The 23780-nt window shown below is 64.3% G+C and carries 23 protein-coding genes and 3 pseudogenes; 4 read left to right on the top strand and 22 right to left on the bottom strand.

Annotated features, from left to right (window positions below; all coding sequences use genetic code 11):
* Window positions 1-259 (top strand): integrase core domain-containing protein (locus tag ADT71_RS30015; RefSeq protein WP_156336444.1); only part of this gene is annotated, 259 nt, incomplete at its 5' end.
* A gap of 16 nt (window positions 260-275) precedes the next feature.
* On the opposite strand, the pseudogene ADT71_RS03135 reads toward ADT71_RS30015, so the two are convergent.
* The 21 genes and pseudogenes from ADT71_RS03135 to ADT71_RS03235 all read right to left on the bottom strand — a co-directional run.
* Window positions 276-2294 (bottom strand): annotated as a pseudogene (locus ADT71_RS03135) (conjugal transfer protein TraG N-terminal domain-containing protein); the annotation flags it as partial.
* Between the two features lie 18 nt (window positions 2295-2312).
* Window positions 2313-3714 (bottom strand): annotated as a pseudogene (locus ADT71_RS03140) (conjugal transfer protein TraH).
* Between the two features lie 104 nt (window positions 3715-3818).
* The gene (locus tag ADT71_RS03145) at window positions 3819-4679 is read right to left on the bottom strand and encodes a conjugal transfer protein TraF (protein ID WP_369818157.1); all 861 of its coding nucleotides are present in this window, start codon (window positions 4677-4679) and stop codon (window positions 3819-3821) included.
* Window positions 4660-5076, bottom strand: coding sequence for a hypothetical protein (locus ADT71_RS03150; RefSeq protein ID WP_054434999.1), 417 nt, complete (start codon window positions 5074-5076; stop codon window positions 4660-4662). Before ADT71_RS03150 ends, ADT71_RS03145 begins: the two co-directional genes overlap by 20 nt.
* On the bottom strand, window positions 5054-6658 hold the full coding sequence (locus ADT71_RS03155; RefSeq protein WP_369818155.1) for a conjugal transfer protein TraN: 1605 nt from the start codon (window positions 6656-6658) through the stop codon (window positions 5054-5056). The genes ADT71_RS03150 and ADT71_RS03155 overlap by 23 nt, the downstream gene beginning before the upstream one ends.
* 222 nt (window positions 6659-6880) lie before the next feature.
* Window positions 6881-7552 (bottom strand): type-F conjugative transfer system pilin assembly protein TrbC, encoded by a 672-nt coding sequence (gene trbC / locus ADT71_RS03160; RefSeq protein ID WP_369818156.1) that lies wholly within the window; start codon window positions 7550-7552, stop codon window positions 6881-6883.
* Between the two features lie 81 nt (window positions 7553-7633).
* Complete coding sequence (gene traU, locus ADT71_RS03165; protein WP_054435006.1) at window positions 7634-8650, bottom strand: conjugal transfer pilus assembly protein TraU; 1017 nt, start codon at window positions 8648-8650, stop codon at window positions 7634-7636.
* Window positions 8647-8985, bottom strand: coding sequence for a hypothetical protein (locus ADT71_RS03170; protein WP_054435009.1), 339 nt, complete (start codon window positions 8983-8985; stop codon window positions 8647-8649). Before ADT71_RS03170 ends, traU begins: the two co-directional genes overlap by 4 nt.
* A gap of 41 nt (window positions 8986-9026) precedes the next feature.
* A complete protein-coding gene (locus tag ADT71_RS03175; RefSeq protein WP_054435013.1) occupies window positions 9027-9299 on the bottom strand; it encodes a hypothetical protein in 273 nt (90 codons plus the stop codon).
* Window positions 9299-9945: pseudogene (traW, locus tag ADT71_RS03180) on the bottom strand (type-F conjugative transfer system protein TraW). The gene ADT71_RS03175 and the pseudogene traW overlap by 1 nt, the downstream one beginning before the upstream one ends.
* Window positions 9945-10496 (bottom strand): S26 family signal peptidase, encoded by a 552-nt coding sequence (locus tag ADT71_RS03185; RefSeq protein WP_054435016.1) that lies wholly within the window; start codon window positions 10494-10496, stop codon window positions 9945-9947. The pseudogene traW and the gene ADT71_RS03185 overlap by 1 nt, the downstream one beginning before the upstream one ends.
* A complete protein-coding gene (locus tag ADT71_RS03190) occupies window positions 10477-11163 on the bottom strand; it encodes a type-F conjugative transfer system protein TrbI (protein ID WP_082370131.1) in 687 nt (228 codons plus the stop codon). Before ADT71_RS03190 ends, ADT71_RS03185 begins: the two co-directional genes overlap by 20 nt.
* Window positions 11160-11507, bottom strand: a complete 348-nt coding sequence (locus tag ADT71_RS03195) for a hypothetical protein (RefSeq protein WP_054435056.1) — start codon at window positions 11505-11507, stop codon at window positions 11160-11162. Before ADT71_RS03195 ends, ADT71_RS03190 begins: the two co-directional genes overlap by 4 nt.
* Window positions 11508-11512: 5 nt before the next feature.
* Complete coding sequence (gene traC / locus ADT71_RS03200) at window positions 11513-14092, bottom strand: type IV secretion system protein TraC (RefSeq protein ID WP_054435020.1); 2580 nt, start codon at window positions 14090-14092, stop codon at window positions 11513-11515.
* Between the two features lie 216 nt (window positions 14093-14308).
* Window positions 14309-14980 (bottom strand): TraV family lipoprotein, encoded by a 672-nt coding sequence (locus ADT71_RS03205; protein ID WP_156336446.1) that lies wholly within the window; start codon window positions 14978-14980, stop codon window positions 14309-14311.
* Window positions 14981-15044: 64 nt separating this feature from the next.
* Complete coding sequence (locus tag ADT71_RS03210) at window positions 15045-15920, bottom strand: DsbC family protein (protein WP_054435025.1); 876 nt, start codon at window positions 15918-15920, stop codon at window positions 15045-15047.
* Window positions 15907-17238 (bottom strand): TraB/VirB10 family protein, encoded by a 1332-nt coding sequence (locus ADT71_RS03215; RefSeq protein WP_054435027.1) that lies wholly within the window; start codon window positions 17236-17238, stop codon window positions 15907-15909. The genes ADT71_RS03210 and ADT71_RS03215 overlap by 14 nt, the downstream gene beginning before the upstream one ends.
* Window positions 17239-17241: 3 nt before the next feature.
* Window positions 17242-18057 carry a type-F conjugative transfer system secretin TraK gene (locus ADT71_RS03220; RefSeq protein WP_054435030.1) on the bottom strand — a complete coding sequence of 272 codons (816 nt, stop codon included), beginning with the start codon at window positions 18055-18057 and terminating at the stop codon, window positions 17242-17244.
* Window positions 18054-18626 carry a type IV conjugative transfer system protein TraE gene (locus tag ADT71_RS03225; RefSeq protein WP_054435033.1) on the bottom strand — a complete coding sequence of 191 codons (573 nt, stop codon included), beginning with the start codon at window positions 18624-18626 and terminating at the stop codon, window positions 18054-18056. The genes ADT71_RS03220 and ADT71_RS03225 overlap by 4 nt, the downstream gene beginning before the upstream one ends.
* 1 nt (window position 18627) lies before the next feature.
* A complete protein-coding gene (traL, locus tag ADT71_RS03230) occupies window positions 18628-18918 on the bottom strand; it encodes a type IV conjugative transfer system protein TraL (RefSeq protein WP_054435036.1) in 291 nt (96 codons plus the stop codon).
* Window positions 18919-18969: 51 nt separating this feature from the next.
* A complete protein-coding gene (locus ADT71_RS03235) occupies window positions 18970-19296 on the bottom strand; it encodes a TrbC/VirB2 family protein (protein WP_054435037.1) in 327 nt (108 codons plus the stop codon).
* A gap of 462 nt (window positions 19297-19758) precedes the next feature.
* Here ADT71_RS03235 and ADT71_RS03240 point away from each other — a divergent pair, with 462 nt between their 5' ends.
* The gene (locus ADT71_RS03240; protein WP_054435040.1) at window positions 19759-20259 is read left to right on the top strand and encodes a hypothetical protein; all 501 of its coding nucleotides are present in this window, start codon (window positions 19759-19761) and stop codon (window positions 20257-20259) included.
* A gap of 43 nt (window positions 20260-20302) precedes the next feature.
* Here ADT71_RS03240 and ADT71_RS32730 read toward each other — a convergent pair whose 3' ends face one another.
* Window positions 20303-21178 (bottom strand): lytic transglycosylase domain-containing protein, encoded by an 876-nt coding sequence (locus ADT71_RS32730; RefSeq protein ID WP_231635527.1) that lies wholly within the window; start codon window positions 21176-21178, stop codon window positions 20303-20305.
* A 53-nt stretch (window positions 21179-21231) separates the two neighbouring features.
* Here ADT71_RS32730 and ADT71_RS03250 point away from each other — a divergent pair, with 53 nt between their 5' ends.
* Window positions 21232-22524 (top strand): hypothetical protein, encoded by a 1293-nt coding sequence (locus ADT71_RS03250; RefSeq protein WP_054435046.1) that lies wholly within the window; start codon window positions 21232-21234, stop codon window positions 22522-22524.
* Between the two features lie 763 nt (window positions 22525-23287).
* Entirely contained in the window at window positions 23288-23692 is a 405-nt protein-coding gene (locus tag ADT71_RS32735) for a hypothetical protein (protein WP_231635528.1), read from the top strand.
* Window positions 23693-23780: the final 88 nt, after the last annotated feature.

A 23780-nucleotide genomic window follows, 5' to 3' on the forward strand; every position in this document is an offset into this window, starting at 1 on the left:
CAAACTCGTCCCCTCGGTCGGTAGCGTAGGTGATTCCTACGACAACGCCTTAGCCGAGACGATCAACGGCCTTTACAAGGCCGAGGTCATCTGGCGGCAGCGATCATGGCCAAGCGTTTCGGCCGTGGAAATGGCAACGCTGCGCTGGGTCGATTGGTACAATAATCACCGGCTCTTCGGCCCTATCGGGCACATCCCGCCCGCTGAGGCCGAAGACAATTACTATGCAGCCCTCGAGAACCTCGATATGGCTGCATAGCCAAATGAAAACTGCCTCCTGAAAACCCGGGGCGCTTCATACCTTTCGCTCCTTTTCCTCCACTCGCGCTCCCTCCTCCGCCTCCGCCCCCACCCACGCCAACTCCGAGCGATGCTGAGGTAGTATCGAGAGTGCTTGAAGTACGCGCGGCGCCCCTGCTTACGCGAGACTGCGTCCCGACACTGCTGCGATTGTCGAGACCCTCAAACTTCCCGGAAGAGGTTCTATCGAACTCTTCTCGGTTAGTTCCCTCGGTGGTTCGGCTGCCGGTTTCGGATCCGTTCGATACGTCAGCGCTTGTCGCTCTGGTGCTGCGATTGGTATGGGTCGCAGTCCGGATTTGAGCTGCCGAATTCTCCAAGCTCTCTGCTGCCCGCATGTAACTTGATGCGGCTTGCCTGGTTTCCGCCGCAAAGCCCGAGCTAACGGAGGGCGCCATCGGCAATCTGGACAAGGCTCCGGTAGTGTCCGTGACGATCGAGCCATTTCCAAAACCGGACTCGGTCGCGCCGTTGTCGAACCGGGTGGTGAAACCAGCGGCCCCGGTCGAATAGCTGGGGGCATCCGACCACTGCGCGGTCTGGCGCATGTTCGACGTCGAGTTGGTAAAGCTCGTGTTACCATAGGAATAGTTCCCGGTTGTCTGTTCGAGCGCTGCTGCTTCTGCAGCATTCTGGGCCGGCGCCAGGATCGAAGTCGCTTGCCCGGAAATCCCCATGGCGCCGCGGGCAAGGCCGCCGGCGATGAAGGGGACGCTCATGAGCATGAACCCGGCGATCGTGGCGGTCTCGGCGTTCACGGCGCCGATGCCGGCGAAGTTTGCCAGGGACGTGCCGCCTTGCGCTGCGCCCATGGCGGCGCTCGTCGCGCGGGTCATGCAGATCATGTGGAGGATGACGTAGAGCGGCCCCCACGCAGCGAGGTAGAAGAAGCCGGTGACATAGCCTTTCAGCGCTGCGATCCCGGTCTGCGGCATGAGGAAGAGTGGGAAGATCACCGGGAACATCGCGTAGAAGACGACGGTCAGCACGATGTTGAGGATCGGCACCCACGACATCGCCTGCTGCGCGATCGAATTGTAGGTATTGCGCGCCTGGATGTCCGCGCGCGTCGTCGCGAATGCGTCGATCGAGGCGGCGCCCGCGCTTCCGGACATCGCATCACGGGCCTGCATGAAGGCGTTGATCGCAGTGTTCTGCCGCATGACGGTCACGTAGTCGGAATTCGCGCCGGTGAAGGCCGCGTTGACGATCGGCACGTCTTGCCGGAGCTTCTGGGCAGCTGCGGCATTTGTCAGCTTGGGGAATGATTGCCGGCCCCAGAGCGGCGTCGCCGCATCGATCACCTCGGCCCACTGAGCCGTCAGGTTCTGATACGCCGCGCGGCAGGTCACGATGTAGGTGCTCACCGTGCCGCCGGACTTTTCGAGCCAAGGCTGCGCGCGGGCTTCCGAGCCCGGCCCGATGGCGGCCCAGAGGTCGGTCGCTTCAGCGAGGTCGGTGAGCGATTTGTGGTTGAGCAGGATGTCCCCGAACACGCAATTCTTGAAATGGGACTGGAGATTGGTCGCGAACTCGGCGTCGCGTATCTGGAAATTGCGCGTCGCGTCGAACAAGCGCGCGCCGTAGATCATGCCATTGCTCGTGTAGTTGAGCTCGCTCGGCATCAGGAACACGGTTTCAGCGGTGCGGGTCAGCCAATCCCCGACCTGGCTGGTGAAGCTGGCGATCACGCCGAGGCCCAGCGGCACGTTGGCGACCGTTGCCGGTGCCAGTGATGGATTGATGCGATCGGTGACCTTCACATCGACGGTCGGCACCATCAGGCACATGTAGATGAGCGTCGAGCCGAGAAACCAGTTCAGCCAGACGCGGATGTTCATGGTGAAGGCGACGCAGAGCAGGGCGTAGATGAGCCCAAGCACCATCACGACCTTGATCAGCGAGCGATAGCCGCCGCCTCCGGTCCATGCCGCGACTGCGTTGAAGGTGTTGACGATGTACTCACCGCCGCCGACCGTGAAGACCTCGACCATCGCCTTTCTCCCGCGCTGCTAGTTGAGGCCCTGGGCATTGAGGCCGCGCGAAAAGTTTGAGCGCGGCCGCCATGCCCGGCGACATCGTGTTCTGCAGCGTCGATTCCAGCATCACCGACTTGTTGATCAGCGCGATCGTGACGTTGAGGGTGTTCTTCACCTTCACGTCGCGTTCGGCGTATTTTCCCCGCGCCTCGGAGAGCTGCTTGCGCCAGGTTTCGGCGGTGGCCTGGTCTGCCGGTTGGAAGTGGACCTCTGACTGGCTCACGCGGTCGAGCATGTTCTCGATCATCGCGCTCAAAAGGTTGACTGCGACGATCTCGGCAAGCGCGTCGACCTCGCCGTCGCTGAAGCTGGCATGCGCCATCGCCTGTACGGCAAGCATTTTGTAAAGCGGCACCGTCGTCATCGTGAGAAGCTGCTGCTCTGCGGCATTCAGCGCAGCATCGGTGCGGATCTTGTCGTTCATCGAGACGATCATCGCCTTGACGCGAGGGCGCAGAGCGACGCTCGACGGCACGGAGAGGTTCGATTCCGTGACGTTCAGGCATTCGTCCTCATCGTCGCAGGTGAGGACCTTGACCGAATTGCCTGTTTGGGTGCCGTCGAGAAGGGCGGTCACCACCGCGTCCTCGGCCGGGCCGATGTACTGGATAGACGCGCCATCGGTGGCCTTGGGGTTGGTGATGATCGTGCCGACGACGGTCATCAGATATTCGGCAAAGCCCTTGTCGAAGGAGCCGAACTTGTTCGAGCGCTTGATCGCCTGCCAGGTGTAATTGCGCGGCGAGCCCGGGATATGCTCGTTCATTTTCGGGTCGTTGTTGCCCTCAAGCACGCTGTCGAGCTGGCCATCGGCCCCGCAGCCCTGCCGCGAGCGCGCCCAGTCGGAAAAGACCCCCTGGCTGTTACCGATCGAGGCGCAGATCGTGGAGCGCGCTCCCTGCATCTTGGGCCAGACCGCGCCCACTAGTCCCTGCGCAGCCTCGCACGAGGAGATGTTCATCTGGTTCATCTGCTGGGCGGCCTGCTGGAATTCGCCCATGATCTTGCCGATCATCGGCGAGACGCTGTCGATCGCCAGTTTGAAGGCAAAGCCCAGGGCATTGTTCGCGGTCGCCTTGAGCATCGCGACCATCTCGGAGGCATTGATGAACGAGAACGATCCCGTGAAAAGGTCGATGCCGCCGCAGCCCGCCCGGGCGCTTGGAAGCTGGAGATTGAACAGCGAGACGCTCTTCTGGGGAAAGCGCGTCCAGACATTGCCGAGCGAATAGTAGCCGGCCGACTGACCCTCGTAGGCGGTCGGGCCGGTGACATTGGCAGCGCCGCCAGCGTCATTGAAGAACGAGTTCATCTGCCCGGCGACATCGGCGCGGGCAATGCCGGTCGGCACCATGTTGGCGGCCGCGACGATCATGGCGCCGGCGGCAAGCCGCCGGGATTTGGCGCGCAAGCGCGGGAGGGTGCGGTCAGGCAAAGTCGGACACGGCGAAGCGAGGGAAGGGCTCTGGAGCGGGTTCATCAGTAATCACTCCCGACCTTGGTGTTGGTGAGCATGAAGATGCGCTCCATGATCTCGTCGGCCGACATGATGCCGAAGCCGATCGGCACGGCTTTGCGGGTCGCGGTGTCGAAAAGCACGAGCGCGGGCGTGGCATTGCCGGGTACCCCCATCCGGGCGCGCTGCCCGGAATCGACCACGTAATTCGGGAAGGTGCGGCTCGGGCCGCCGTCCATCGAGACGGCCATGACCGCGAGGCCGTGCGAGTCCGCGACCGAGCGCAGGATCGGCGCGAAAATCTCGCAGGCGCCGCAGCTCTGCGCGAAGAAGTAGAACATCCCATAGCGCTGGCTGAGGTGCGTCAGGACCTCGTCGCGGTCGGCGGTCCGATTATCAGACCATGCTCGCTTGGCGACGGTCGAGACCGGTCGCTGCAGCGTGTAGTCAATGTCGGGGTTCTGCCAGAGCGCGCGCTGCCAGGTGTCCGCAAACAGCGATGCACGGTCGAGCTGTTCGCGCTGGAATCGCACATAGGCGATCACGTTTTCCTCGGTGGGATCGAGGATTGCGCGGGCCTTGAGCTCGTCGAGTTCTTTGGCAATTGCCGCCATGCGTTCGCTCGGTGTGGGTTCGGGCGCTGCCGGCCGTTGGGGCGGCTGTGCTCGCGGCTTCTCGCAATAGAACCACTGGCCCAGCTTTCGCTCGCGGCAGTAGAAGTCGTCGCCCGCCTCGCCCGCCTCAATAGGGGCCGGCGGTGCGGCCTCGTCCTCGGCCATTGCGGGCCCGGGCGCGAGTGCGGTCAGGGCTAGCAGGATGGCTGCAGCAACGGCGAACTCTCCGGCGCTGGTGGCCGCGCGATCATCAGGCATCTTGGTCATCATCGACTTCATGCTCCCCATCGAGTTCGATCATCGCGAGGTTCAGGACCGACATCAGCCTCGCGACGTCGAGCATCTTGGTGCCCTGGTCCATCATCCGGACAAGGCCGCGCAGGTGGGTGCGGCTATGGCGGCGTCCAGCAACCGTGGGCCGCACGCCGCCGCTTCGGCGCACGATCCAGCCCCGCTCGAGCATCCGGCGAAACCCTCGCTCGACTTCGCGGGGATCGACCGGGCACGCGAACCAGTGCTCGACCGTTGCCGACACTTCGCCGGCCAGGGTCGGCCGGTCGGCGCGGTGCACGCGCAGGAAGATCGCGAGATCGAGGACCGACATATCGATGGCTGAGAGCAGCAGGCCTTCGCCATCGCCCGCATCATTGGCTGGTATGGAGGTCATAGTAGTCCTGGATCCTGGTCTGGATATCGGCGAGCGTGCTCACCTCGTCGGGCAGCTTCGCGGCGTCGGTGAATTCCGAGTAGACCTCGGTAAAATCCATCAAGGAGAGATCGAGCCGGGCGAACTCGTCGATGGTGAAGCCCTCGCATTGCTCCTTCTTCGGCTTGCCCCAAGGCTTGTTGATCTGGGGGCGGCCCTGCTCCTGGAGGATGCGCGAGAGCTTGCTTTCAAAGCAGCAGTAGGCGGTCTTCTTGCTCTGGCAGATGCCGAGAATGCTGGAGGAACAGTAGGTTCCGACCTTGTGGCAGAAGCCCATCCGGTCCTTCACATCGAGCATCTTCTCTTCGCTCGAACAGGCGAAGAGGGTGAGGAAGGGCGTTGCCACGGCGGCAAGCGCGGCCGGGCCGCCCGCCAGCGCCGCGCCGCCGGCGGCAAGGGTCAACAGGCCCGAGGTCTTGCCCGCACAGCAGTTGATGAGCCCGAAAACCGGCTTGTGGCAGGTCTGCCGATCGCCCGAGAAGACCGTGAAGTTGTCTTCGTCGAACTCGTCTCCGGCCTGACCCAGCGCATGGAGCGCAACGAGCGCGTCCTTGAACTCAGTCGAAGCCTCCCGCTCGATCGGCTCGCAGTCGCCATTGATGCAGTAGACATCATCGCCGCAGACATATTGCTTGGGCGAAGGCTCCGCGCTGCTCGGCACCGGGCAGCGATAAACTTTCTGGCTGACCTTGCAGGCGGCCGGATCGTAGTTCGGATCGTCCTCGTCATCGATGCATTCGTCACGCACATATGTGCACTGCGCATTGGCATCGAGATCGCCGCAGTCATTGCCCTGCGAGATGGCATGGCACTGGTAGCTGCGCTGCCAGGCCCAGCAGGCGCGGGTGACCGATACGCCGTTGATCGTCCTTGTAGAGGGATCGGCATCGACGCAGGTTTCGGAAACGAGCTCGCAGGTCTTACCCGCCGTGGCATTACTGCACTGCCCTTCATCTACTGCCTCGCTGACGACATGGCCCTCGTCGATTTTGGTGTAGGCCAGGTCCGTGATGACCGGACTGGAACACTCGAGACGCTGGCCGGTCATGAAATCCGGCTCATAACATCCGCCATTCGGGCCCGACTGGAGGCAAATCCGGATGGTCAGGATGTCCGGGTCCGCAACCCTGCACTGGCCCGAGGCGAGATAGGGATCGAATCTGGAGCACAGCCGGCTGCGATTGGCGGCGGGCGCGTAATAGTAGTCGTCGCACTTGTAGCTATAGGCAGGCTCGCCGCCCTCGGTCGCCACCACCAACGGCGCGGTGCACATCGGGCTGCTTTCCTTGATCGCGGCGCCGTAGTTGCAGGTCGCCTCATAGTAGCTGACGTTGCCGCCGCCCTGCGGCAGGGGCGTGCAGGACCCGGTATCGCCGCCGAGCTGCTCGCCCTGAAGGTAGGCATCGGGATTGCTCTCAATCTCGCTGGCCCGCGCGGTCGTGGCGAGGATCTCCTGCGCATCGAACTGGGCGCGTGTGCGCGCCCGGTCCGTCGTGATGGCAACGGCCTCGCTGCTGCTCGCTTGCGCGCCGCCGTCGGCCACCAGCTTGTCGGGATCGTCGAAGTACTGGCTCTGCGGCAGGTCGGTGCGGCGTAGAAGGGCACCTGGTTTTGCATGCCCTCGCTCGGGACCAGCGCGTCGTTGGCGCTCTTGCCCTTGCCGAAGGCCTTGCCTTCCTCGCGCGCTTCCTGGACTGTCGTTTGCGCGAGTACGGGGCTGGCGAAAGCCAGCATCAGCAGCGGAAGGAGCCCGCCGCAGCGCATGTCAGCTGGCCCTCGACAGATTGCGCAGCGCGACGGCCGCGACGCCGGCGCCGGGTCCATTCCCGCCGGCAAAAGTCTCGAGCACATAGCCGACCGAGACGTTGCCGGTCATGCGGTCGTGGGGCGGAACCTGCGTCGTGCAATGAAAGCCTGAGCAGAGGTCGAAATCCGAGGATACCGCGACATACGTCGGCACGGCTGTGACCGCGAAGGCCCGAAACAGACGCGGATCGATGCCGACGTTGGAGAGCTGGTCCCGCTCGGTAACGACTTTGCTGAGCGCCGCCGAAAAGGCCTTGAACGAATTGTTCGGAAAGCCCCGGAACACCACGATGCCGCCGGCCTTGCCGGTATCGGCAATCAGTTGGCGCAGCGCGGGCGGCGGCATCGACAGGCTGGCAAAGACGATGAGCTGAGGTGCTTCGCCCTTCCTGGCCGCGACATTCTGCGACGCGCCCTCGATGATCTCATCGAAATCGACCGGGCCCTCGCCATTTTGCGGAACATGTTTCGCGGTGAGGCCCGAGAGGCTGTCGGTGCCTTGGCTCTGGGCGGCGAGAGCGTCCTCGCGGAAGGCGTCCCCGCGGTTCTGCACCTGGGCGACGAAAGCGTCGGCATCTCCGGCCGCCTCGCTCGAACGCCGCTTGATGGCATCGAGATCGAGACCGTCCACAGTCTGGGCGATGGCCTGGTAGGCGCCGGCGCGGCTAGGAGCGCGGCGAGGGCTATGCTGGAGCGTCGCATCTCGTTTCTCCTAGAGCACGCAGCAATTGCGCTTGCGCCACATGAGGTAGCCCATGTCCTCGCCCTGGACCGGGAAGGCGCGGCCGGCCTGCGGCGGCAACGTGGAGGCACCGATCGGCGAGCAGCCGGCCTTGCCGCTGACCGTCGGGGTCGGGTTGGTCATCTGCACGCGGTATTGCTGCTTCTTGAGCACCGGCATGAGGTACTTCTCGCATAGGCCCTTGCTGCCCATCGTCCCCCAGGCGAGGCCTTGCCGGTGCATCTTGAAAGTGAAGCGCGAGAGCGCGAGCCGCGAGGCCTGGACGTGGTCGATCGAGGCGCCGATGTTGCCGTTCATCGGATACATCGAGCCCTGGCAGCCCGCGCACCAGAACGTCACATCAAGCGGCAGGCGCAGCGTTGCGGCAATGCAATCGCCAGCGCAGGCCGCCTGCGCGATCGGATTGGCGAAGATCACCGCTTCTGGATTGATGATCGTGGTGAGCGCATCGTCCTGCCAGAGCGGATCGACTTCGGTCATGTAGGCGATGTCGAAGCTCGCCTGCTCGAAGCAGAGGAAATCGGTCAGGATCTCCATCCAGTAGAGCAGGGGATAGACGTACCAGTGGACATGCCACTTGGACGTATTCTGGGCCTTGCCTCCTATCTGGGATGGCCCCTCGACATAGCCGTTGCCGATGTCGAAGCCGGGGGCGATTTTCATGCCGCCAAGGTTCACGAAGCACCAAGGCTTGGTCGACACATCGGCGAGCCGCACGGGCTCCCAAAACCCCGCGGCAATACCGATGCGCGGGATCGGGCTGCCGCAGGCGCAAATGGGAAGCGAGGGGTTACTGGTGTCGGGGCGGGTGCTGGGCCAGATGCTGAGCCCGCCGATCGACATCGGGAACAGGCAGGACCAGCATACGTCGGTGATCGGATTGACGAATTTGCCGGTGCAGCGCGATTGCGCCTGGGCGGAAGGCGGAAATAGCGCCACCGCATAAAACAGCGCAAAAGCGGCGATGAGGGTTCGCAGAGCCATCATGGCTCGTTCCCCGATTCACCTTCGCGGGCACCGCTGACGAAGGCAAGGCAGAGGAGAGCGGCGAGCCAAATCCCGATCAAAAGCGCGCGGCCGGGGGCAATGGGAAGAACGAGAAAGCCGGCGACGAGAGCCCGGTTCCACCATTCGCGACTCGGCGTCGGCCCACCTTCGGAAAAACTGTCACGGGCAGGGGGCAGGATTTCCACGAGGGCAGACATAAGCAACCCGGAGAGCGCCCACGCGCAAAGCAACATGGCAGTGAGGGCGATCGTGCCGATGTCGACCTGTTCCAGTGGAACCATGGCGAGGCCGAAAGCGACAGTCGGCGCAAACATGATGGGTGACCGCATACAGCGCCACATTTTGCCTAGAGCCGTCATGGATGCTCCTCAGTAAGGGCTGCGATCCAGGCCGTGTCCGCACGGTGTTTTTCGCGCGCATAGCGCAGGGCGTGGAGCGCGCAGAAGGTAAGCAAGGCGCCGATCACGAGAGGGGCGCGCAGTCCGAGCACGACGACCAGCGGCTTGATGGCCATGACGGCGAGGGCCGTGCTCACGCAGAGCAGCTGGAAAGTGCGCCGCATGCGGCGCAGCCGCGTGGTTTCCGGTGCCGCCATCGGCGTGCGCAGCAAATCGAGCCAGAGCGGCATCACGGGGCTCCCTTCAGCTTGATCTCGGTGAGCTTGACGATCCGGCCGCTTTGCTCGGCGACCGCCGGGGTGTGGCGGATCCCGAACTTGCCGCTGAGCCGGCCTTCCTGGTCGAAGTAGAAACGGCGCCGGCGCTTCGTCATCTCCTCGATCGGTGAGCCACTGACGAGGATGATCTTGGCACCCAGATCGGAATAGCGTGCAGTGGCCCAGGCCATCTGCTCGGCGCTATCGCCGTCGACGAAGACCAGCGCCTGGCGCATGGCCACGAAATCGAGCGGGTTCACCCGCTGCCCGGCCTGGGCCACGAGATTGCCCTTCTGGTCGCGGACATCCTCGTCGATGACGATCGTGGGATCGTAAGCCCAGGCGCGGGTCTCCGTCGCAGCGGTGATCCCGGCGACCGGGGGCGGCCGGCGCACTTTCGCCTCGGTGCGCCGGGCGAACTCGGCGTTCATCCGCTCGATGCCGCCGGAGGCTGAAGGGTCTGCAGGCGCTGTTCGATCGTAGAAAGCAGGTCGGTCTCGATGATCGGAAAAGTCTGCCCAACCACGCCGTGATCGCTGGCGCGCCCGGCCGAGGACAGCGTCAGTGTGCAGAGCGCGGCGAGCGCAAGAGCCTGGCGCGTGGTCCATGCCGGCCGCATCACAGGATCGCCTTTCCGACGCCGACGATCTGCCGCGCGCAGGCAAAGCCGATGGCGGCATAGCGGCTGTCGAAGCCGTCCTTGTGCGGCGTGCCGACGTAATAGCAGCGCGGCGGGATCACGCCGGTAGGGCCTTCTGCGAGCGGTTCCCCAAGCCGTGTGCGCGGCTTCATGCGGCCGACAACACGGCCGTTCACGGCGACCTCGGCGCCGAGATGCTCGACCCTTTCGCCGGGAAGGCCGTAGACGATCTTGCCGAAGAGCTGCTTCTTCGCCCCGAAATGCCGGACCAGCAGAGAGCCCGGCGGCGGCACGAAGAACACGAAGTCGCCGCGCTGGGGCACCGAGGTCTTGTGGATTACGAAGGCCCAGTTCGGCAGCGATTCCGAGGTGTTGATGAGCAGGGCATGGCTGCCCTGCCATTCGCTGACCGCCGAATGGGCAATGCCGCAGCCGATGAAGAGGCCGAGCGCGGCCCAGCGGCGGCTCTTCGGGCGCCACTTCGCTTTGGGGTGTGGATCGGCGCAGCGCTCAAGGATTGCCTGCGGCATAGCCCCCTCCAAAGCTGGAAACGCTCGCGCCGGCGGCGCCCTGTCCGCTAGCTCCCTGTCCGGCCGCGCCGGCATCGTCCGGCGCGAAACCCTGCCAGGGCCCGAATGGGCTGGCGGCCATCGGCGCTGCTCCGGTCGGCAGTTGGGGCACGGGCACTTGCGGGATCAGCCCTTGCGACATCGGGGATGCTGCCGGGCCGCTGCGCATCATTTGCTGCGCCGATGCGGGCTGTGGCCGCCCGACGCCCGAGGCGTAGACGGCCTTGACCACCTCGGGGGTGATGTCGGGGACGCCTTTGGAAAGCACAGCCTCACCGACCAGCACGACCTGGCCTGCGGCGCTGCGGCGCTGAAGCTCGGTGTCGAGCGAGGCCATGAACTGGCGCATCTGCGCCTCGACTTCCTGGGGCGGGTTGGTGCTGCGCGCCTGCGCCTGGACATAGTCGCCGACGATGCCGGAGAGGTTGGCTTTGACGATGCGCTGGGGCGGATCGGCGGTGATCGTGCGGGTCACCCACATGCCCCAGACTACGAGGCCGAGGACACCGATGCCGGCAAAAAGCTGCCCGGCCGTGTAGCCGGCGAACACCGTGCGGCGCTTGCTTGCCTGGGGCGCGGCCGGTTCGGGTTCATCGATGAAGTCAAAGGTCGGACTGGCTTCGGTCATGCGTTGTGCTCCCGTGGGAGGGGATCGCGCGGGCGAAGGTTGTCGCGGCGCAAGAACAGGATTGTGCCGCCCACAATGAGGTGGAGACCAAAGACCAGCGCCCGGAACTGCGTGATACGGTCCGCGTCAGCCGCGAGATAGCGGTTCGACATGTTGGCGAGCTGGTGCATGACGCCGGCGAGGGAGAACCCGCCGATCGCTGCAAAAAAAAGCACGAACACGCCCCAGGTCATCAGCAGCGTCGTTGCCAGCACGCCGGCACTGTGAAGTGCAGCATAGAGGAGGTAGCCCATATCGGGCTTGCTCCAGGCATCCCTGTTCGGTTTCGAGGTGCGCATCGCCATGCTGGTCACTCCGCAGCCATGGGAATGGTAGCCGCATCATCGCAGCCCCATTTCTCGGGGTTATCCGGAAAGGCGACACGCTCGATCGCCCCGTCCATCGTGAAGCCTTGCTCGAGGAGTTCGTGGATCTGGGCGAAGGTGCGGGGCGAGGAGGAGAAGACTGTCGCCGAATAAGGATCGAGCACCAGGCGGCCCACCGCGAGCGTGTCGGGCCCCTTGATCATGACATCGGAATATTCGGTGCCGCTGCGTTTCAGCGAGCGCAGCAGGGCGTCGGTGTAGTCGTCCATCTCGAAGCGGTCGTGCTTCTTGAAGTCCGCGATCGTCTCGGCCTTTTGCTGCAGGATGACGAACCAGTCGCTGTTCTCGAGCGCGGCCCGCGAGCCGTCCGACTTGTAGTAGTCATTGAGGCTCTGCGTGGCAGTTACCAGCGAAGCGCCGTACTTGCGGCAGGTGCGGGCATAAGCCTCGATGAAGTCGGCCATCGAGCCGCCCTTGAGCATCTGCCAGGCTTCGTCGAGCAACAGCGCCTTGGGAATGCTGCGGTCGACCCGGCGCATCATCTGCGAGGCCATGAACATGATCGCGGTCAGCACCACCGAGCGCAGCTCTTCGCGGGAAGCGAGGTCCGAGAGCTCGAAGACCGTGAGGTTCGCCTTCAGCTCGAAGGAGACCTCGCCCTGAAAGAAGCGGCCATACGTGCCGACCGACGAGAACGGGCGCATGGCGATGCCGAGATCGGCGCCGAGCGGGTTGCCGGTCTCGGTGAGAGCGGCGATGACGTCGTCGATCGAGCCGCTGCGGCCCTTCCGGTTCCAGACCTCGTTGACCGCGCCGTCGATGAGCCCGCGCTCGGTGTCATTGAGCTTGTCGACGTGCCGCGCCATCTGGTTGACGATCGATTTGAGCATCGCGAAGCAGTCGAGCAGGTAGTCCTCGTCGGCTGCGGCCATCTCGGGGTCGATCATCGAGAACGGGTTGATGCAAAAGCCCGAGGACATCGTGAACTCGACGAAGGCACCGCCCTGGAGCTTGGCCGAGTGCTCGAACGAGCGCCCGTCGTCGATGACCACGACTTTGGCGCCTGCGCCGCAGAGCGCGGCGCAGAGTTCCTGCAGCGCCACCGATTTGCCCGAGCCCGACTTGCCGAACACCGCGACATTGTGGTTGCCGGCGCTGTTCTCGAAAGGGGACCAGAAGAAGGGCTGGCCGCGCCGGCCGATCAGCATCATGTGCGGATTGTTGCCGCCAAGGTATTCGCCCTGCAGCGGCGCGAGGCTGGCGGCGGTCGTGGTGAGCACCGTGCGCAGCCGCTTCATGTTCCGGAGGTCGAACGAGAGGCCGTTGGCCATCGTCATCGGCATCGCCGCGAGCAGGCCCTGGATCTGGAGATAGCGATCGTCGAGCAGGTCCCACCCGGCGGCGCGGTACACCGACTTTAGGATCCGCTCGTTGGCATCGCCCTTGCCCTTGGGCGAAAAGGACGTGACCGAGAAGAAGGCCTGCACCAACTTGCGGCCCTGGCGCAGTTCGTCCTTCACGAACTTCCATTCCGCCGACTGGTCCTTGAGCTGGGGCAGCATGCGCGCCGACTTGGAATCGGCAAGGCTGGTGGTGCGCATGAACTTGCGGCTTGCCCGCAGGCCCTCGCTCTCGGCGTCGGGAAAGTCGAGGCAGAGGTTGGTCGAGACCGGGCAGGGCATGCGCAGCTTGTCGGCGAACATGTCGCCGATCAGCTTGGCCATATCCCAAGGCGCCCAGCGCTGCGGCAGGTTTCGCACCGAGAAGGAGCGTACATCGAAGACGTCGGGGTAGATCTCGCCGATCTCCGGGGCCTCGTCGATCATCTTGCCGGTGGGGCGGAAACGCTCGGTGCGCAGCAGGATGCGATCGGGCTCGATCTTGATCTCGAGGTCGTGTCGCACCGCCTGGTCGGCGATCGGGTCGAAGGGATTGTAGACGATCGTGTCGTCGCCCGGGGCCGTCGTCGGCGAGGTGATGTCGTCGATCCAGGCGATCAGCGCCTGCGGATCCATCGGGCGCGCCTCGATGCCGATCGATTCCAGCGCCGAGGTCAGCCCCTCCATGACCGCGACGATTTCCTCGCCCGAAACCCGGCTTGTCTCCGGCGTCGCATAGGAGATCGCGAGGCGGTGGTTGCGCAGGCAGAAGGGGGCCGAAGTCGAGAGCGAATTCCACACACCGCCCAGCAGGTATTCGGTGCGGTGCTTTGCCATTCGCTCGTAGACGCCGGCAGCCGAGTAGCGCGGCAGGTACCACTGCGAGAGCCGTTCGCTGACGCGCGGGCTCATCCATCCATGGATCTGCAGCGTGCCCGGCGTCGGGATGCCCTCGGAGAGGAACTGCGTCAGGATGTCGGCGGAGCGCTCGCTCGCCCCGATCATCGGCGCGGCCTCGAGCACGAAGCCGCGCGAGGCGTTGTTGTAGAAGAGGTGAGTCCTCGGATCGAAGCTGCGATAGGGCAGCCAGTGGACGAGCCGCGGCACTGCGGTGTCGGGTCGGGCCATCTCGGGTGCGCTGTCATCGCCGAGCAGCGAGGCCATTATGCTGCGCAGCATATTCATGGCTGAAGCCCCGGAAATGGCGCGGCGCGCAGCATTGGAACCGCTGGATTCTGCGCAGCCATGTTGGCTTCGCTTTCCCCGCGATCGAGGCCTGCTCGGATCGCCGGGTTGGCAGCGACGGCGGCGATCGCGGCCTTCCCTTCCGGCGTCGCAAACTTGGGCACGGCGATGGAGGCGCCGTGCTGGCGACGGGGCGCGGGCTGCTGTGATCGGATGCTACTGGCGCTGGCGGCGCCGCTGGCCGGCTGTGCCGCTTGCGCGGGAGTAACGTTCGCTGCGGCGGTCGGCGCTCGCTTGGCCGGGGGCAGCGCCGTCGGCGTACCGCGCGGCGTCAGCAGCGTGCGTGTCACCTGGTCCTTGATGTCGCCGACCGGGTCGGTGCTTGCTGGCCCGGGCGGGGCCGGTTTGGGACCTGGCGAGGGCCACGGCCTCGGCGCTGGGTACGCCGCTGTCGATTGGCAACATATCGATAAGCGGAGGATCGGCGCGTTCGACGGCGGCCAGCAGCGTATCCGCCCCGGTGGCGGCAGCGACGTCTTCGCGCGAGGTTGCGATCGCACTGGCGGCAAGGGCTTCCGCCCAATTACCCTGTTCGACAACGGCGTGGACGGCTGTCTGTTCATGAAGCCGCCCGGCGGCGTCGATCTGGGCGGGAAAGACGATCCGCAGCACGCGCTCGCGCGTCCGCACCGGGGCCGATGCCTTCTGGAAACCGCGGCCCTCAGCTGGCGGTTCGAGGTAGGGACCTGCGGCGCGACCAGACGGTCGCCGTCCTCTCCCGAAATGAGCGCGAGCGCCTGATCGTCGATCGTCGCGCTGGGCGCGCAAATGCCGTCGGGTGCCCGGCAGGCAAAGTCGCCTTTGATATTGCCACCGAGCGTCGTGCATCCCGCCAAAGCACCGGCGCCGAGCAGGCCGCCGACGAGACCGGCGGCAAAAGCGAGCGAGGCGATCACGAGCCTGCTCCCGACAGCCAGTTCGCAAGGAACTCCCTTGGACGATAGCCTTCGAGGACCGAGCCGTCCTCGCGGACGATGACCGGGGTTCCCCCAAGACCGTATTTGCGCGCGAAGGCCTCATTGGCATCGAGCCCCGAGGTGTTGCAGGGCTTGCCGGCCGCGAGGGCTTCGCCAGCATAGGCAGCATGGAGCGCCTTGGCGCGGTCTTTAGCGCAGTAGACCTTGTCCGCGAGATCGCGGCTCCCGAGCACCGAGATCGGCCGCTCGATCACCCGCACATCCATCGCGGCAAGCGTGTTGCTGAGCGCGCGGCAGTAGCCGCAGCGAAAATCGCTGAAGACCGTGACGGTTTTGCCTGCCGGATTGCCCCAGACGATCGCACCATCCTTCGGCAGCGTATCGAGCGGGAGCTTGCGGATTGGCGCCTGTGCGGCCTGGGCGGACGGCGCGGGATGGGCGGCAAGTTCTGCGGCGTCCTCCGGGCCGCCGGCGGCGCTGGCTTTCGCTGCCCCGCCGACCAGCATGTCGGGGTTCATCTCGAGCAGCCGGACCGCGGTCAGGTCCTGGCGCGTCTCCATGTCGTAGACGCGGCCGATCACGAGGTAGCGCGCCGAGCGGTCGATGTAGAAGAGGTTGCTGCCGGCGGTCACTTCGCAGAGGCCGCCGACCTTGTCGCAGTTGACGGAGGTCACCTTGGTCTTGGGAAGCCTGGCCTTCAGCCGTTCTTCAACTTGGCCGCTGCCGCTTGCCATTTCGGCGGCGTAAGGCGCGGCGGCGATCGACAGCATGCCGATCGCGGAGCAGACGAGCGGCAGCATCACCTGTCTGGTCGGGAGATGGACGCGCCAGCTGGTTTCAGTTCCGGACATAGACACCCTCCAAGAAGACGATTTCGACATCGATGCCGGTGGGCATCTCGATCACGGGTTGGTACTGCTCGGCGCGCTCGATCAGGTATTTCGAGACCATGTCGCCCGTTTGCGAAATGCCTTCGCCGAGGCCGCCCTTGGCAATGTCGCCCATCGAGAGGTCCTGCCGCTTGCCATCGATGATGACGCTGGGTTGGGTGAGGGCATTGTTTGAATTGGCGGCAAAGCCCCTGCCGAACCCGCCAAATAGCCCGGCAATGAAGGCTTGGCTGACCAGTCCGCCTTCGCGGCTGACAACGCGGCCGCGCACGCCGGTTTTGCCACCGAAGGCGATGAAGCCTTTGACCTCCGACACCGCATAACGGCCGCCAGGTTGCGGGCAGGTCATCTTCTGCAGTTTGACGTAGACTTTCTCGCTGGAAAGTTCGCCGCGCGCGGCACCGTTGATGAGGCAGCCCTGTATCTTGGTGGTGAGGAGCTTGCCGTTCTGGAGCACCGAGCGCGCGGGACCAGTGATGCGCAGCACCACCGGCAGCGGGTCAGTCTGGCTCTGCACGCCGGCGGCGGCATCGACGCCGACAATCACTTTGGCCGTCGCAAAGCTGTTGGGCGGCAGATAATTGGGGCTGTCGGTGTAGACCGTGTTTCCCTTCTCGACCTTGCTGGCCGTGCCGGTGTTGCCACTGGTGAAGGACACCATCTTGACCTCGCTGGAACGGGCAGGGGCCAAGCCCGGCCCGGCGGCGCCCGCCGCATCCGGGCGTTGGTAGGTCGGCATGCCGGCGCCGTAGAGCGCCGCGGGCCCTGGCGGCGGCACTGCCGGCGCGGCGCGGTCATTGATCTGCCGGCGCAGTTGCTCGTTCTCCGACTGATAGGCGCTCACCACGCGCTGACCATCGGCGGTCATCGACTGGTTTTGCGCGCGCAGGGCTTCGAGTTGCTCGGAGAGCTGAGCGACTTTGGCATTGGTGCCATCGACGCTGCGCAGCTGGTTTTCCTGGCTTTGGAAGCGATTTTCCGAGGCCGCCATCCATTCCTGCTCGGAAAGGTTGCGGTTCAGCATGTCGTTGGTGGAGACGGTGATCTTGTCGCCCTTGGGGCCCTCCTCGCCCTGGACCTTGCCGGTGTCGCCGAAAATCCAGAAGCTGGAGGCGACGACGCCGATCCCGGCGGCGCCGGCGAGCAGCATCCGCTGCTTCTTGCGCGCTGCGGCGTTTTCTTCGAGCTCGGTGGGTACTGGCGATACGCCCGCATCACTGCCGGTTTCTGGCCCGTCGAGAGGCTTGCGGCCCCGCGAGAAGATATCCTTGAGCGCCATGGCTTAGTTCCCGCTGCGAGTGACGAGGTAGGCGGTGGTAACCTTGCCCGGAGCAAGGCGCGGCTCGGCGATCGAGACGGCCAGCGCAGAGGCGGGCGCGACGCTGGCCTCGGTAAGCGCGGCGTCCTGGGTACCCTTGTTCTCGATCCTGAGGACCCGGCCGGTCATCTCGGATCCGCGATACTCGGCGACCATCTGCACCTTGAGGTCGCCGACGTAGACCGGCCGCAGCGCGCGCTGGCGCGTCTCGTAGCCATCGACAATCCGGTTCGCGTACATCGCCTGGACGAGGGCGATGGCCTGATCTTGCGAGCTGACCTGCTGGGGGCCGGAAGGCACCGCCTGCGCTGCATCCGCTTTGGCGATCGCCGGGTTGGCGATGAACACCTGCACTGCCTGGTCGCCGGCGATGCGGCAGACGAACTTGTAGACATAGCCGCGCTTGGAGGTCGCGAAAAAAGAGAGGGCGGGCCGCGCAAAGCCGTCGGGAACCGAGAGATAGATGTCTCCGCGCACCGGTTCGTTGACGACGCTGAAATCGTCGGTCGGATTGCCCGTGCTGATCTTGGAGACTGCGGCGAATTCGTCCTCGACGAGGCTGATGCGGGTGAGGTCGCGCGCCGAGGCGTTGCAGTCGACTTGGCTGCCGTCGGACGCCATCAGCGTCTGGTCGCCGGTGGCATGAGCTGGAGCCGCCAGCACGACGGCCGCCGTGCCGACGAGCAGCGCGCCCAAGGTGCGACTGACGAGGCAGGAGCAGCGCGATGCCAGGACCGCGCCAATGGCGCAGGCGCCGATCGCATACGGGGTCGATGTCATGACACGCCCTCTTCTTTCTTCTTGGGGTGGACCATCCCGAAGCCGATCAGCTTCAGCGAGAGGCCTTGGTACTCCCAGGCGAACTGGAAGGTGCGGATGTCGCTGGAGATCACCTTCTGGCCGACGACGGTGTTGAGCTTGCCGGTGACCGAGGAGGTCAGGGCCCCGGTGTCGATCTCCATCGACTGGATCTGGAAGTACTGCGAGATGCTGGAGCCGCGCTGCTCATTGGCGATGCGCAGAAGATCCGCCTTGATCTTGCCCTGGGCGCGCGGGGCGACGATCTCGAGGACCGAGGTCATCCAGTAGTCGAGGCTGCCGGGCGACCGATCGAGGGTCAGGATCGCGGTATCGCGGGTGATGAGCTCGAGGTACTCACGCGAGACGCCGCCGCTCGAAAGCGTCAGCGGCGAGCGCAGCACCGGCTGCAGAACCACCTCGCGGCTGCGCGTCGCGGCGAAGAGCAGCATGAGGCCGAGCGCGCCGGCGAGGCCGAGCGATACGAGACCAAGCAGATTGCGCTGTCGCAGGATCCGCTGGCTTTGTGCGTGCTGGTACGAAAATTCCATGTCAGCCCACCATCAGCCGGAGGTAGGAAGGCGGCGTGGCGCGCAGCGCGGGGAACCCGCCGGGCAAATGCCAATACGCGAGATGGATCAGCCATGATGTTGCCCGCCCAGCTTTGGCTTTCCTCAAAACCCACCAGCCAAGGAAGGCAAAGCCTATCCCGATGACGATGTGCTGGGACAGGATCCCCCAGATGAAGGGGATGACCATGGCCAGGAACTCATCCAGCGTCCAAAACCCGATCAGCTCAGGATCGTCGAGATGAGAAGGGATCACATATCGGTCGACTGACATACCGCGCCGCCTTCCATGACGGTGGAACTGCCGCTCCGCCGCCGTTTGGGATCAGATCGTCGCGGTGACGGTCGAAGTGACGATCGGAATACCCGTGCCCGCGCCGACGCCCACGCCAACGGGGATGGCGACCTGGCCAAGGCTGAAGCGGCCGGAGGCGAGGCCGACGATGCCGCCGGCAAGAGAGAGAACGGTGATGATCTTGCCGCCCGAGCCTTCGAGGAACCCGGTGAACTGGGTGAGCGCGGTATCGAATGTCGTGTCGGCGCCAGCGAACGCCGGTCCGGCGAAGGCCACGGTGGCTGCCACGAGGGCGACGGCGGTTGCAGCGATAACCGTGAAGTCGGTTCGGCTGCTTTTCGTGAGCAGGGATTTCATGAAGGCTTCTCCTGAGAGCGAGCGCCTTTCGTTGCGCCCGACCCACAGTTGAGGAATTGCGCACGTTCACTTCAATCAGAATTGGGATGGCAACCGGTTCGATGCGGCATTTATCTCGTACCTGAGAGTAATTGCAGTCGTTATATCGGTATTGTCCATGAAAATGGACCGAGTGTCATCTCCATGGACGTGAAACTCGGTATTGTGGACGGTTGTCCATTAGAAGGGACACCAAGCCGCCGGTTGGTCTGATTCTACGACTGCGCAAACATCGGGACCGCTTTGAACTGTGTCGCCGTAGTGCATGGGCGCGCAGTCCTACGCCTTTCTACCTATAACGAGGTTGATCTCACCGATTGATCGCAAAGTCCTATTGATTGCGATGGTTAATTTTATTGTTATCTCGAGTACCCGGACTACCCAATAAGCGACACAGCAGAAAGGTGGGCTATGGGATCACCAATGTTCGACGCCGGGCCGCAGCAATATGCGCACCGAAAAACCTTCAGCTTGGCAGATTTCATTCTGCACCGAATGCATGCCGAACGGCTTACTTACCGCGATCTGGCGATGAGAACCGGTCTGCGCAGAAGCAGAATGCATTACACCTTGCATAGGGACTGCGGAAAGCGGCGCCCACTTCGCCTCGACGAAATCCATGCCTTGCTCGACGCGCTCGATATCACACAGCTGGAAGCGACCGTCGCGCAGGAAATCCTGTCCGGCGACTGCGTCGAACCACATGGCCTGGACAGGCTCGTCGGTCTGATCGCAACGATCGTCGCGGGGCTCAGCAGCGCTATTCCCGATATCGTTTCAGATCTTGATGGTTTGGAGTGGGATGACGTGCGGCCTGAGCACGGTGAGTTCATCCAGGCCTGCATAATCAGAGAGTTGACCGCGACTTACAGCCGGATGGTGCAGCGCAGGGATCTGCGGTTTTTAAGGGATAACGGCGAATAGCGCGATGTCGCCGCAGCTTTCGCCGGCCGTTCGAAACCCGATATCAGAACGATGCGATCGCGGCCTCGCGGCTCAGGCGAGACCAGTTGGCCAGGATATCGGCAACGTAGTCTTGCGTTTCGCGTATCTGGGGCACCATTCCGCCACGGATGCGGGCAGGGCCGGCGTTGTAAGCGGCAAGAGCGAGATGTACCTGACCGAAGCGGTCGAGCTGTTCTCGCAGATATCTCGCGCCGCCTCTGAGGTTCTGCACCGGATCGTCCGGATCGATGCCGAGATAAGCCGCGGTACCGGGCACAAGCTGGACGAGCCCTTTTGCGCTCTTGGGCGATACAGCTCCAGGGTCGTAGCGGCTCTCGCGAATGATCAGCGCATCGAAAAGGCCGGTTGGTATACCTTGCTCGCAGGCAATCGCGCTCATCGCCGCGTACCAGGCCGAGCGCCGGGCTTCGGCAGCCGCCTTGAGGATACCCGAAGGACGATAGCCTATTGGACTGCAAGCGGCGTTAAAGGCGGACATGGCGGGGAAGGATGCACTGGTCATCCAATCTGGCACCGCGATGGAAGATCGAGCGGCGACGGGAAAGCCCGTCGAGGCGCTGCTTTTCGCGGTTTTTCTCGCTGCCTCGAACTCCAGTGCCATTCGGTCCGCCACGTAACGGCGATTGAGGTCCAACACTTGAAAGGACACGGCTTCTGCTTGCGCAGGATCCGGAGTTGCAACTTCAGATCGGCTCGCATGCGGCAATCGGCCCATTTCGATGAGCTGGACGGTGCGCACGACGTTAGACTGACGGGCCGACGCGGAGTCGACGGAAAACGCCAATATAATGCTGATCAATGCCGGACAGTACCGATGCATGAGCTGCTCCCTCGCTTCGATGTGATGATTGAAGTTCGCATCGATTGGATTTGTCAACGTCTCAATCGCACCGAATACTTTCTCATCCGACGGTTCGGGAGAGTTTCCTGATGTGGCTGATTGAGCGCGATACCGACGGGAAGGCGTCAAACAGAATTCCCCTTCCAGCGGTTCTGCAGGAGGCTCTCGTGCGCTGGTACATCGGGGAAGGGGATGCACATGATGAGCAAGCAGGGATCGCATTGGTTCAGAATGCGCGGATCGGGCACCGATGGATCGCTTGCGGCTGCCTTGGAAGCGGAAGCGCTCCGCCGATCCTAACCCCAGCGTTTCTGTCCGAGGCCGAGACGTATTATCTGCGCCGCCTCACCAGCCCCAAACGTCCCGAGCACCGAGGCGATTGCCCGTTTTTCCGCGATCAGGTCACCAATCGTCTGACCGAGGTCCGGTCACGCTCGACGCCCCTTGATCCGCCCGAAGGGTTCTTCGAAGTCCTGAAACCCGCCCCGGAAAAGCTTTCCCAGCGCCCCGAAGACGACGCCAGCGACGACCGCACACGCGGCGCCTCCATTCCCAGGCTTGCGCGCTTGCTCTGGCGTTTGATGGCGGCAGCCAATGTCCATCGCGCCGCGCCGCTTAGTTTTGGCGAGCAACGCTCCATCAGGCACGAATTCGCGGCGCTAACTCGCGCGGCAGGTCGGATAGAAGCTGCGCCGGGCATCGACCTCGAGCGCGTCCTATGGACGCATGCCCGTCCGTTGCAGGCCCGGGCGGTCTATGCCGCCTTGCGTGCGTTGGAGCCGCAGTGGCCAAGAGAGCATGCTCCGCAAGGCTTCGTGTTGCTTTACGCGCCCGCCATTCAGAGCCACCAGATCACGCTGCCAGGTGGTGATACGCTCGGGATCGCCAATCGCGTCCAGTCGCCGTCGGTCCGGGGCAACCGCATCAGCGGCCCGTTCCTGGTGCTCGTCGTAGTGGGCCAGTATCCAGAAGCGAGAGGCTATGCACCGCTGCGCGCTTATGCCCAGCCGGTTCTCAGTGGCCGAATGTTCCTGCCCGTAGACTCCGAGTTCGAACGTACGATCTTGCGGATCATCCTGCGCTGCCAGCACCTCCTTCATGCCCGGGGCGTCGACCTGGCAATAGAGAAACCCTTGTTCGATGTTCTCACTGCGGACGGCCCTTGCCGGCCGGATTTCGTGCTCGAAGCACGCTCAAGGATGACCGGCGAGATCCGTACGGTTGTTGTGGAGGCCATGGGTTTCGACAGCCGTGAGTATCTCGCGGCCAAGGAAATCACGCACCCCCGCATGCAGCATCTCGGCCAAATCGTGACAGTCGAGCGAGCCGGCATGGATGAGCCTGCGGCAATGGCGGCGATCCTCGCTGCGTTGGAGTTCTAGAGTTCCAGTCTCTGTGTGCCCTTGCCGTATCCCGTGAGGCGGCATCTCGAGTTGCAGCAGTCCGGAAGAATTGAGGCAAGAGCGGAGAGGGAGGTCGGGGTGGTGGGTCCGAGACATCGGGAAGCCGGGCGGCTCCGTGCGTCTGGTCCAGGCTTTTTGTGGCCGCGTCACACGGTAGAACCATGATGGAACATCATCTTTCCACTTCGAGCGGGCGCGCTGTTGGCGTCCTTTTCACGTTCACGCCTCCGTGCACGTCATCCGGGCAGGGCGTCGTCGCCCGCCACGCTGAGACAAATACATACGCAGGAACTCGCCTAGGCAGGAGTGCCCCATGGCGGTCGTAGCGCGGCGGCCCACGCAAGCCCTGATCGATCTCGTGGGGACACTGCGGGGGACATGGCACGGGAACTATGCGATGTGCCGCTGCCCGGCCCATGTCGATCGGGATCCGAGCCTTTCGCTGCGGCAAGGCGACAGGGGCATCCTTGTGACCTGCTTTGCCGGCTGCAATTCCGCCGATGTCCTAAGCGAACTCCAGCGGGTGCAAGTATCGGGGCACTTTCCTGGGCCGCCTAAAAGGCCTGTTAGCGGCGGGGCAAACGTCGAGCGCCTCTGGTCCCAGGCCATGCCCCTAATGGGGACGCTTGGTGAACGGTATCTCGCTTCGCGCCATCTGTTGCCGGCGCCGGGCGATGTCCGGTACCATCCGCGCTGTCCACGCGGCGCGAGACCCCACACCGTCTTCAAGCCGGCGCTTCTAGTGGCCGTGCGCGAGGGCCAGCGGCTCGTGGCGCTTCAGCGGATCTTCCTCGATCCCGAAACGGCGATGTACACCGAGAAAGCCACGCTTGGCCCGCTGGGCCTCGGCGCCTGGCGGGGTGGGGGGATTGGGCCCACGGCTGGGGCTGGCCGAGGGTTTCGAAACGCACGGGCATGGTCGCTGCTGCACAGGCTTCCCTGCTGGGCCAGCTTGGGGTCGCGCCGCTTCGGCCTGGTGACCATTCCCGACAGCGTGAGCGAACTGATTCTTGCCGGCGATGACGACCTTGCCGGGCGCCGCGCGGTCAACCGCGCGTCGGTGGCCTATGCCAAGGCCGGGCGGTTGATCCGCACGGACTTCCCATCGGGGGCCAAGGGACTGGGCGGGGGCGGCTCGCGGCAATGAAGAGAGGAGGGGGAGGAGAGGGGTGAGCTGCCGGTGGGCAGCCAAGCCCAGGAGACCTCCATGCGCGACCTACTCGATTTTCCGGCCG

Source organism: Novosphingobium sp. ST904, from assembly GCF_001298105.1.
Taxonomy (GTDB): Bacteria; Pseudomonadota; Alphaproteobacteria; order Sphingomonadales; family Sphingomonadaceae; genus Novosphingobium.

Bases quoted from the DNA above. Each gene is read 5' to 3' on its own strand.
- ADT71_RS03145 (WP_369818157.1), bottom strand. From the start codon at position 4,679: ATGATGACCAAGATGCCTGATGATCGCGCGGCCACCAGCGCCGGAGAG.
- ADT71_RS03150 (WP_054434999.1), bottom strand. From the start codon at position 5,076: ATGACCTCCATACCAGCCAATGATGCGGGCGATGGCGAAGGCCTGCTG.
- traU (WP_054435006.1), bottom strand. From the start codon at position 8,650: ATGATGGCTCTGCGAACCCTCATCGCCGCTTTTGCGCTGTTTTATGCG.
- ADT71_RS03170 (WP_054435009.1), bottom strand. From the start codon at position 8,985: ATGTTTGCGCCGACTGTCGCTTTCGGCCTCGCCATGGTTCCACTGGAA.
- ADT71_RS03175 (WP_054435013.1), bottom strand. From the start codon at position 9,299: ATGCCGCTCTGGCTCGATTTGCTGCGCACGCCGATGGCGGCACCGGAA.
- ADT71_RS03185 (WP_054435016.1), bottom strand. From the start codon at position 10,496: ATGCCGCAGGCAATCCTTGAGCGCTGCGCCGATCCACACCCCAAAGCG.
- ADT71_RS03190 (WP_082370131.1), bottom strand. From the start codon at position 11,163: ATGACCGAAGCCAGTCCGACCTTTGACTTCATCGATGAACCCGAACCG.
- ADT71_RS03195 (WP_054435056.1), bottom strand. From the start codon at position 11,507: ATGGCGATGCGCACCTCGAAACCGAACAGGGATGCCTGGAGCAAGCCC.
- traC (WP_054435020.1), bottom strand. From the start codon at position 14,092: ATGAATATGCTGCGCAGCATAATGGCCTCGCTGCTCGGCGATGACAGC.
- ADT71_RS03205 (WP_156336446.1), bottom strand. From the start codon at position 14,980: ATGCACGACGCTCGGTGGCAATATCAAAGGCGACTTTGCCTGCCGGGC.
- ADT71_RS03210 (WP_054435025.1), bottom strand. From the start codon at position 15,920: ATGTCCGGAACTGAAACCAGCTGGCGCGTCCATCTCCCGACCAGACAG.
- ADT71_RS03215 (WP_054435027.1), bottom strand. From the start codon at position 17,238: ATGGCGCTCAAGGATATCTTCTCGCGGGGCCGCAAGCCTCTCGACGGG.
- ADT71_RS03220 (WP_054435030.1), bottom strand. From the start codon at position 18,057: ATGACATCGACCCCGTATGCGATCGGCGCCTGCGCCATTGGCGCGGTC.
- ADT71_RS03225 (WP_054435033.1), bottom strand. From the start codon at position 18,626: ATGGAATTTTCGTACCAGCACGCACAAAGCCAGCGGATCCTGCGACAG.
- traL (WP_054435036.1), bottom strand. From the start codon at position 18,918: ATGTCAGTCGACCGATATGTGATCCCTTCTCATCTCGACGATCCTGAG.
- ADT71_RS03235 (WP_054435037.1), bottom strand. From the start codon at position 19,296: ATGAAATCCCTGCTCACGAAAAGCAGCCGAACCGACTTCACGGTTATC.
- ADT71_RS03240 (WP_054435040.1), top strand. From the start codon at position 19,759: ATGTTCGACGCCGGGCCGCAGCAATATGCGCACCGAAAAACCTTCAGC.
- ADT71_RS03250 (WP_054435046.1), top strand. From the start codon at position 21,232: ATGTGGCTGATTGAGCGCGATACCGACGGGAAGGCGTCAAACAGAATT.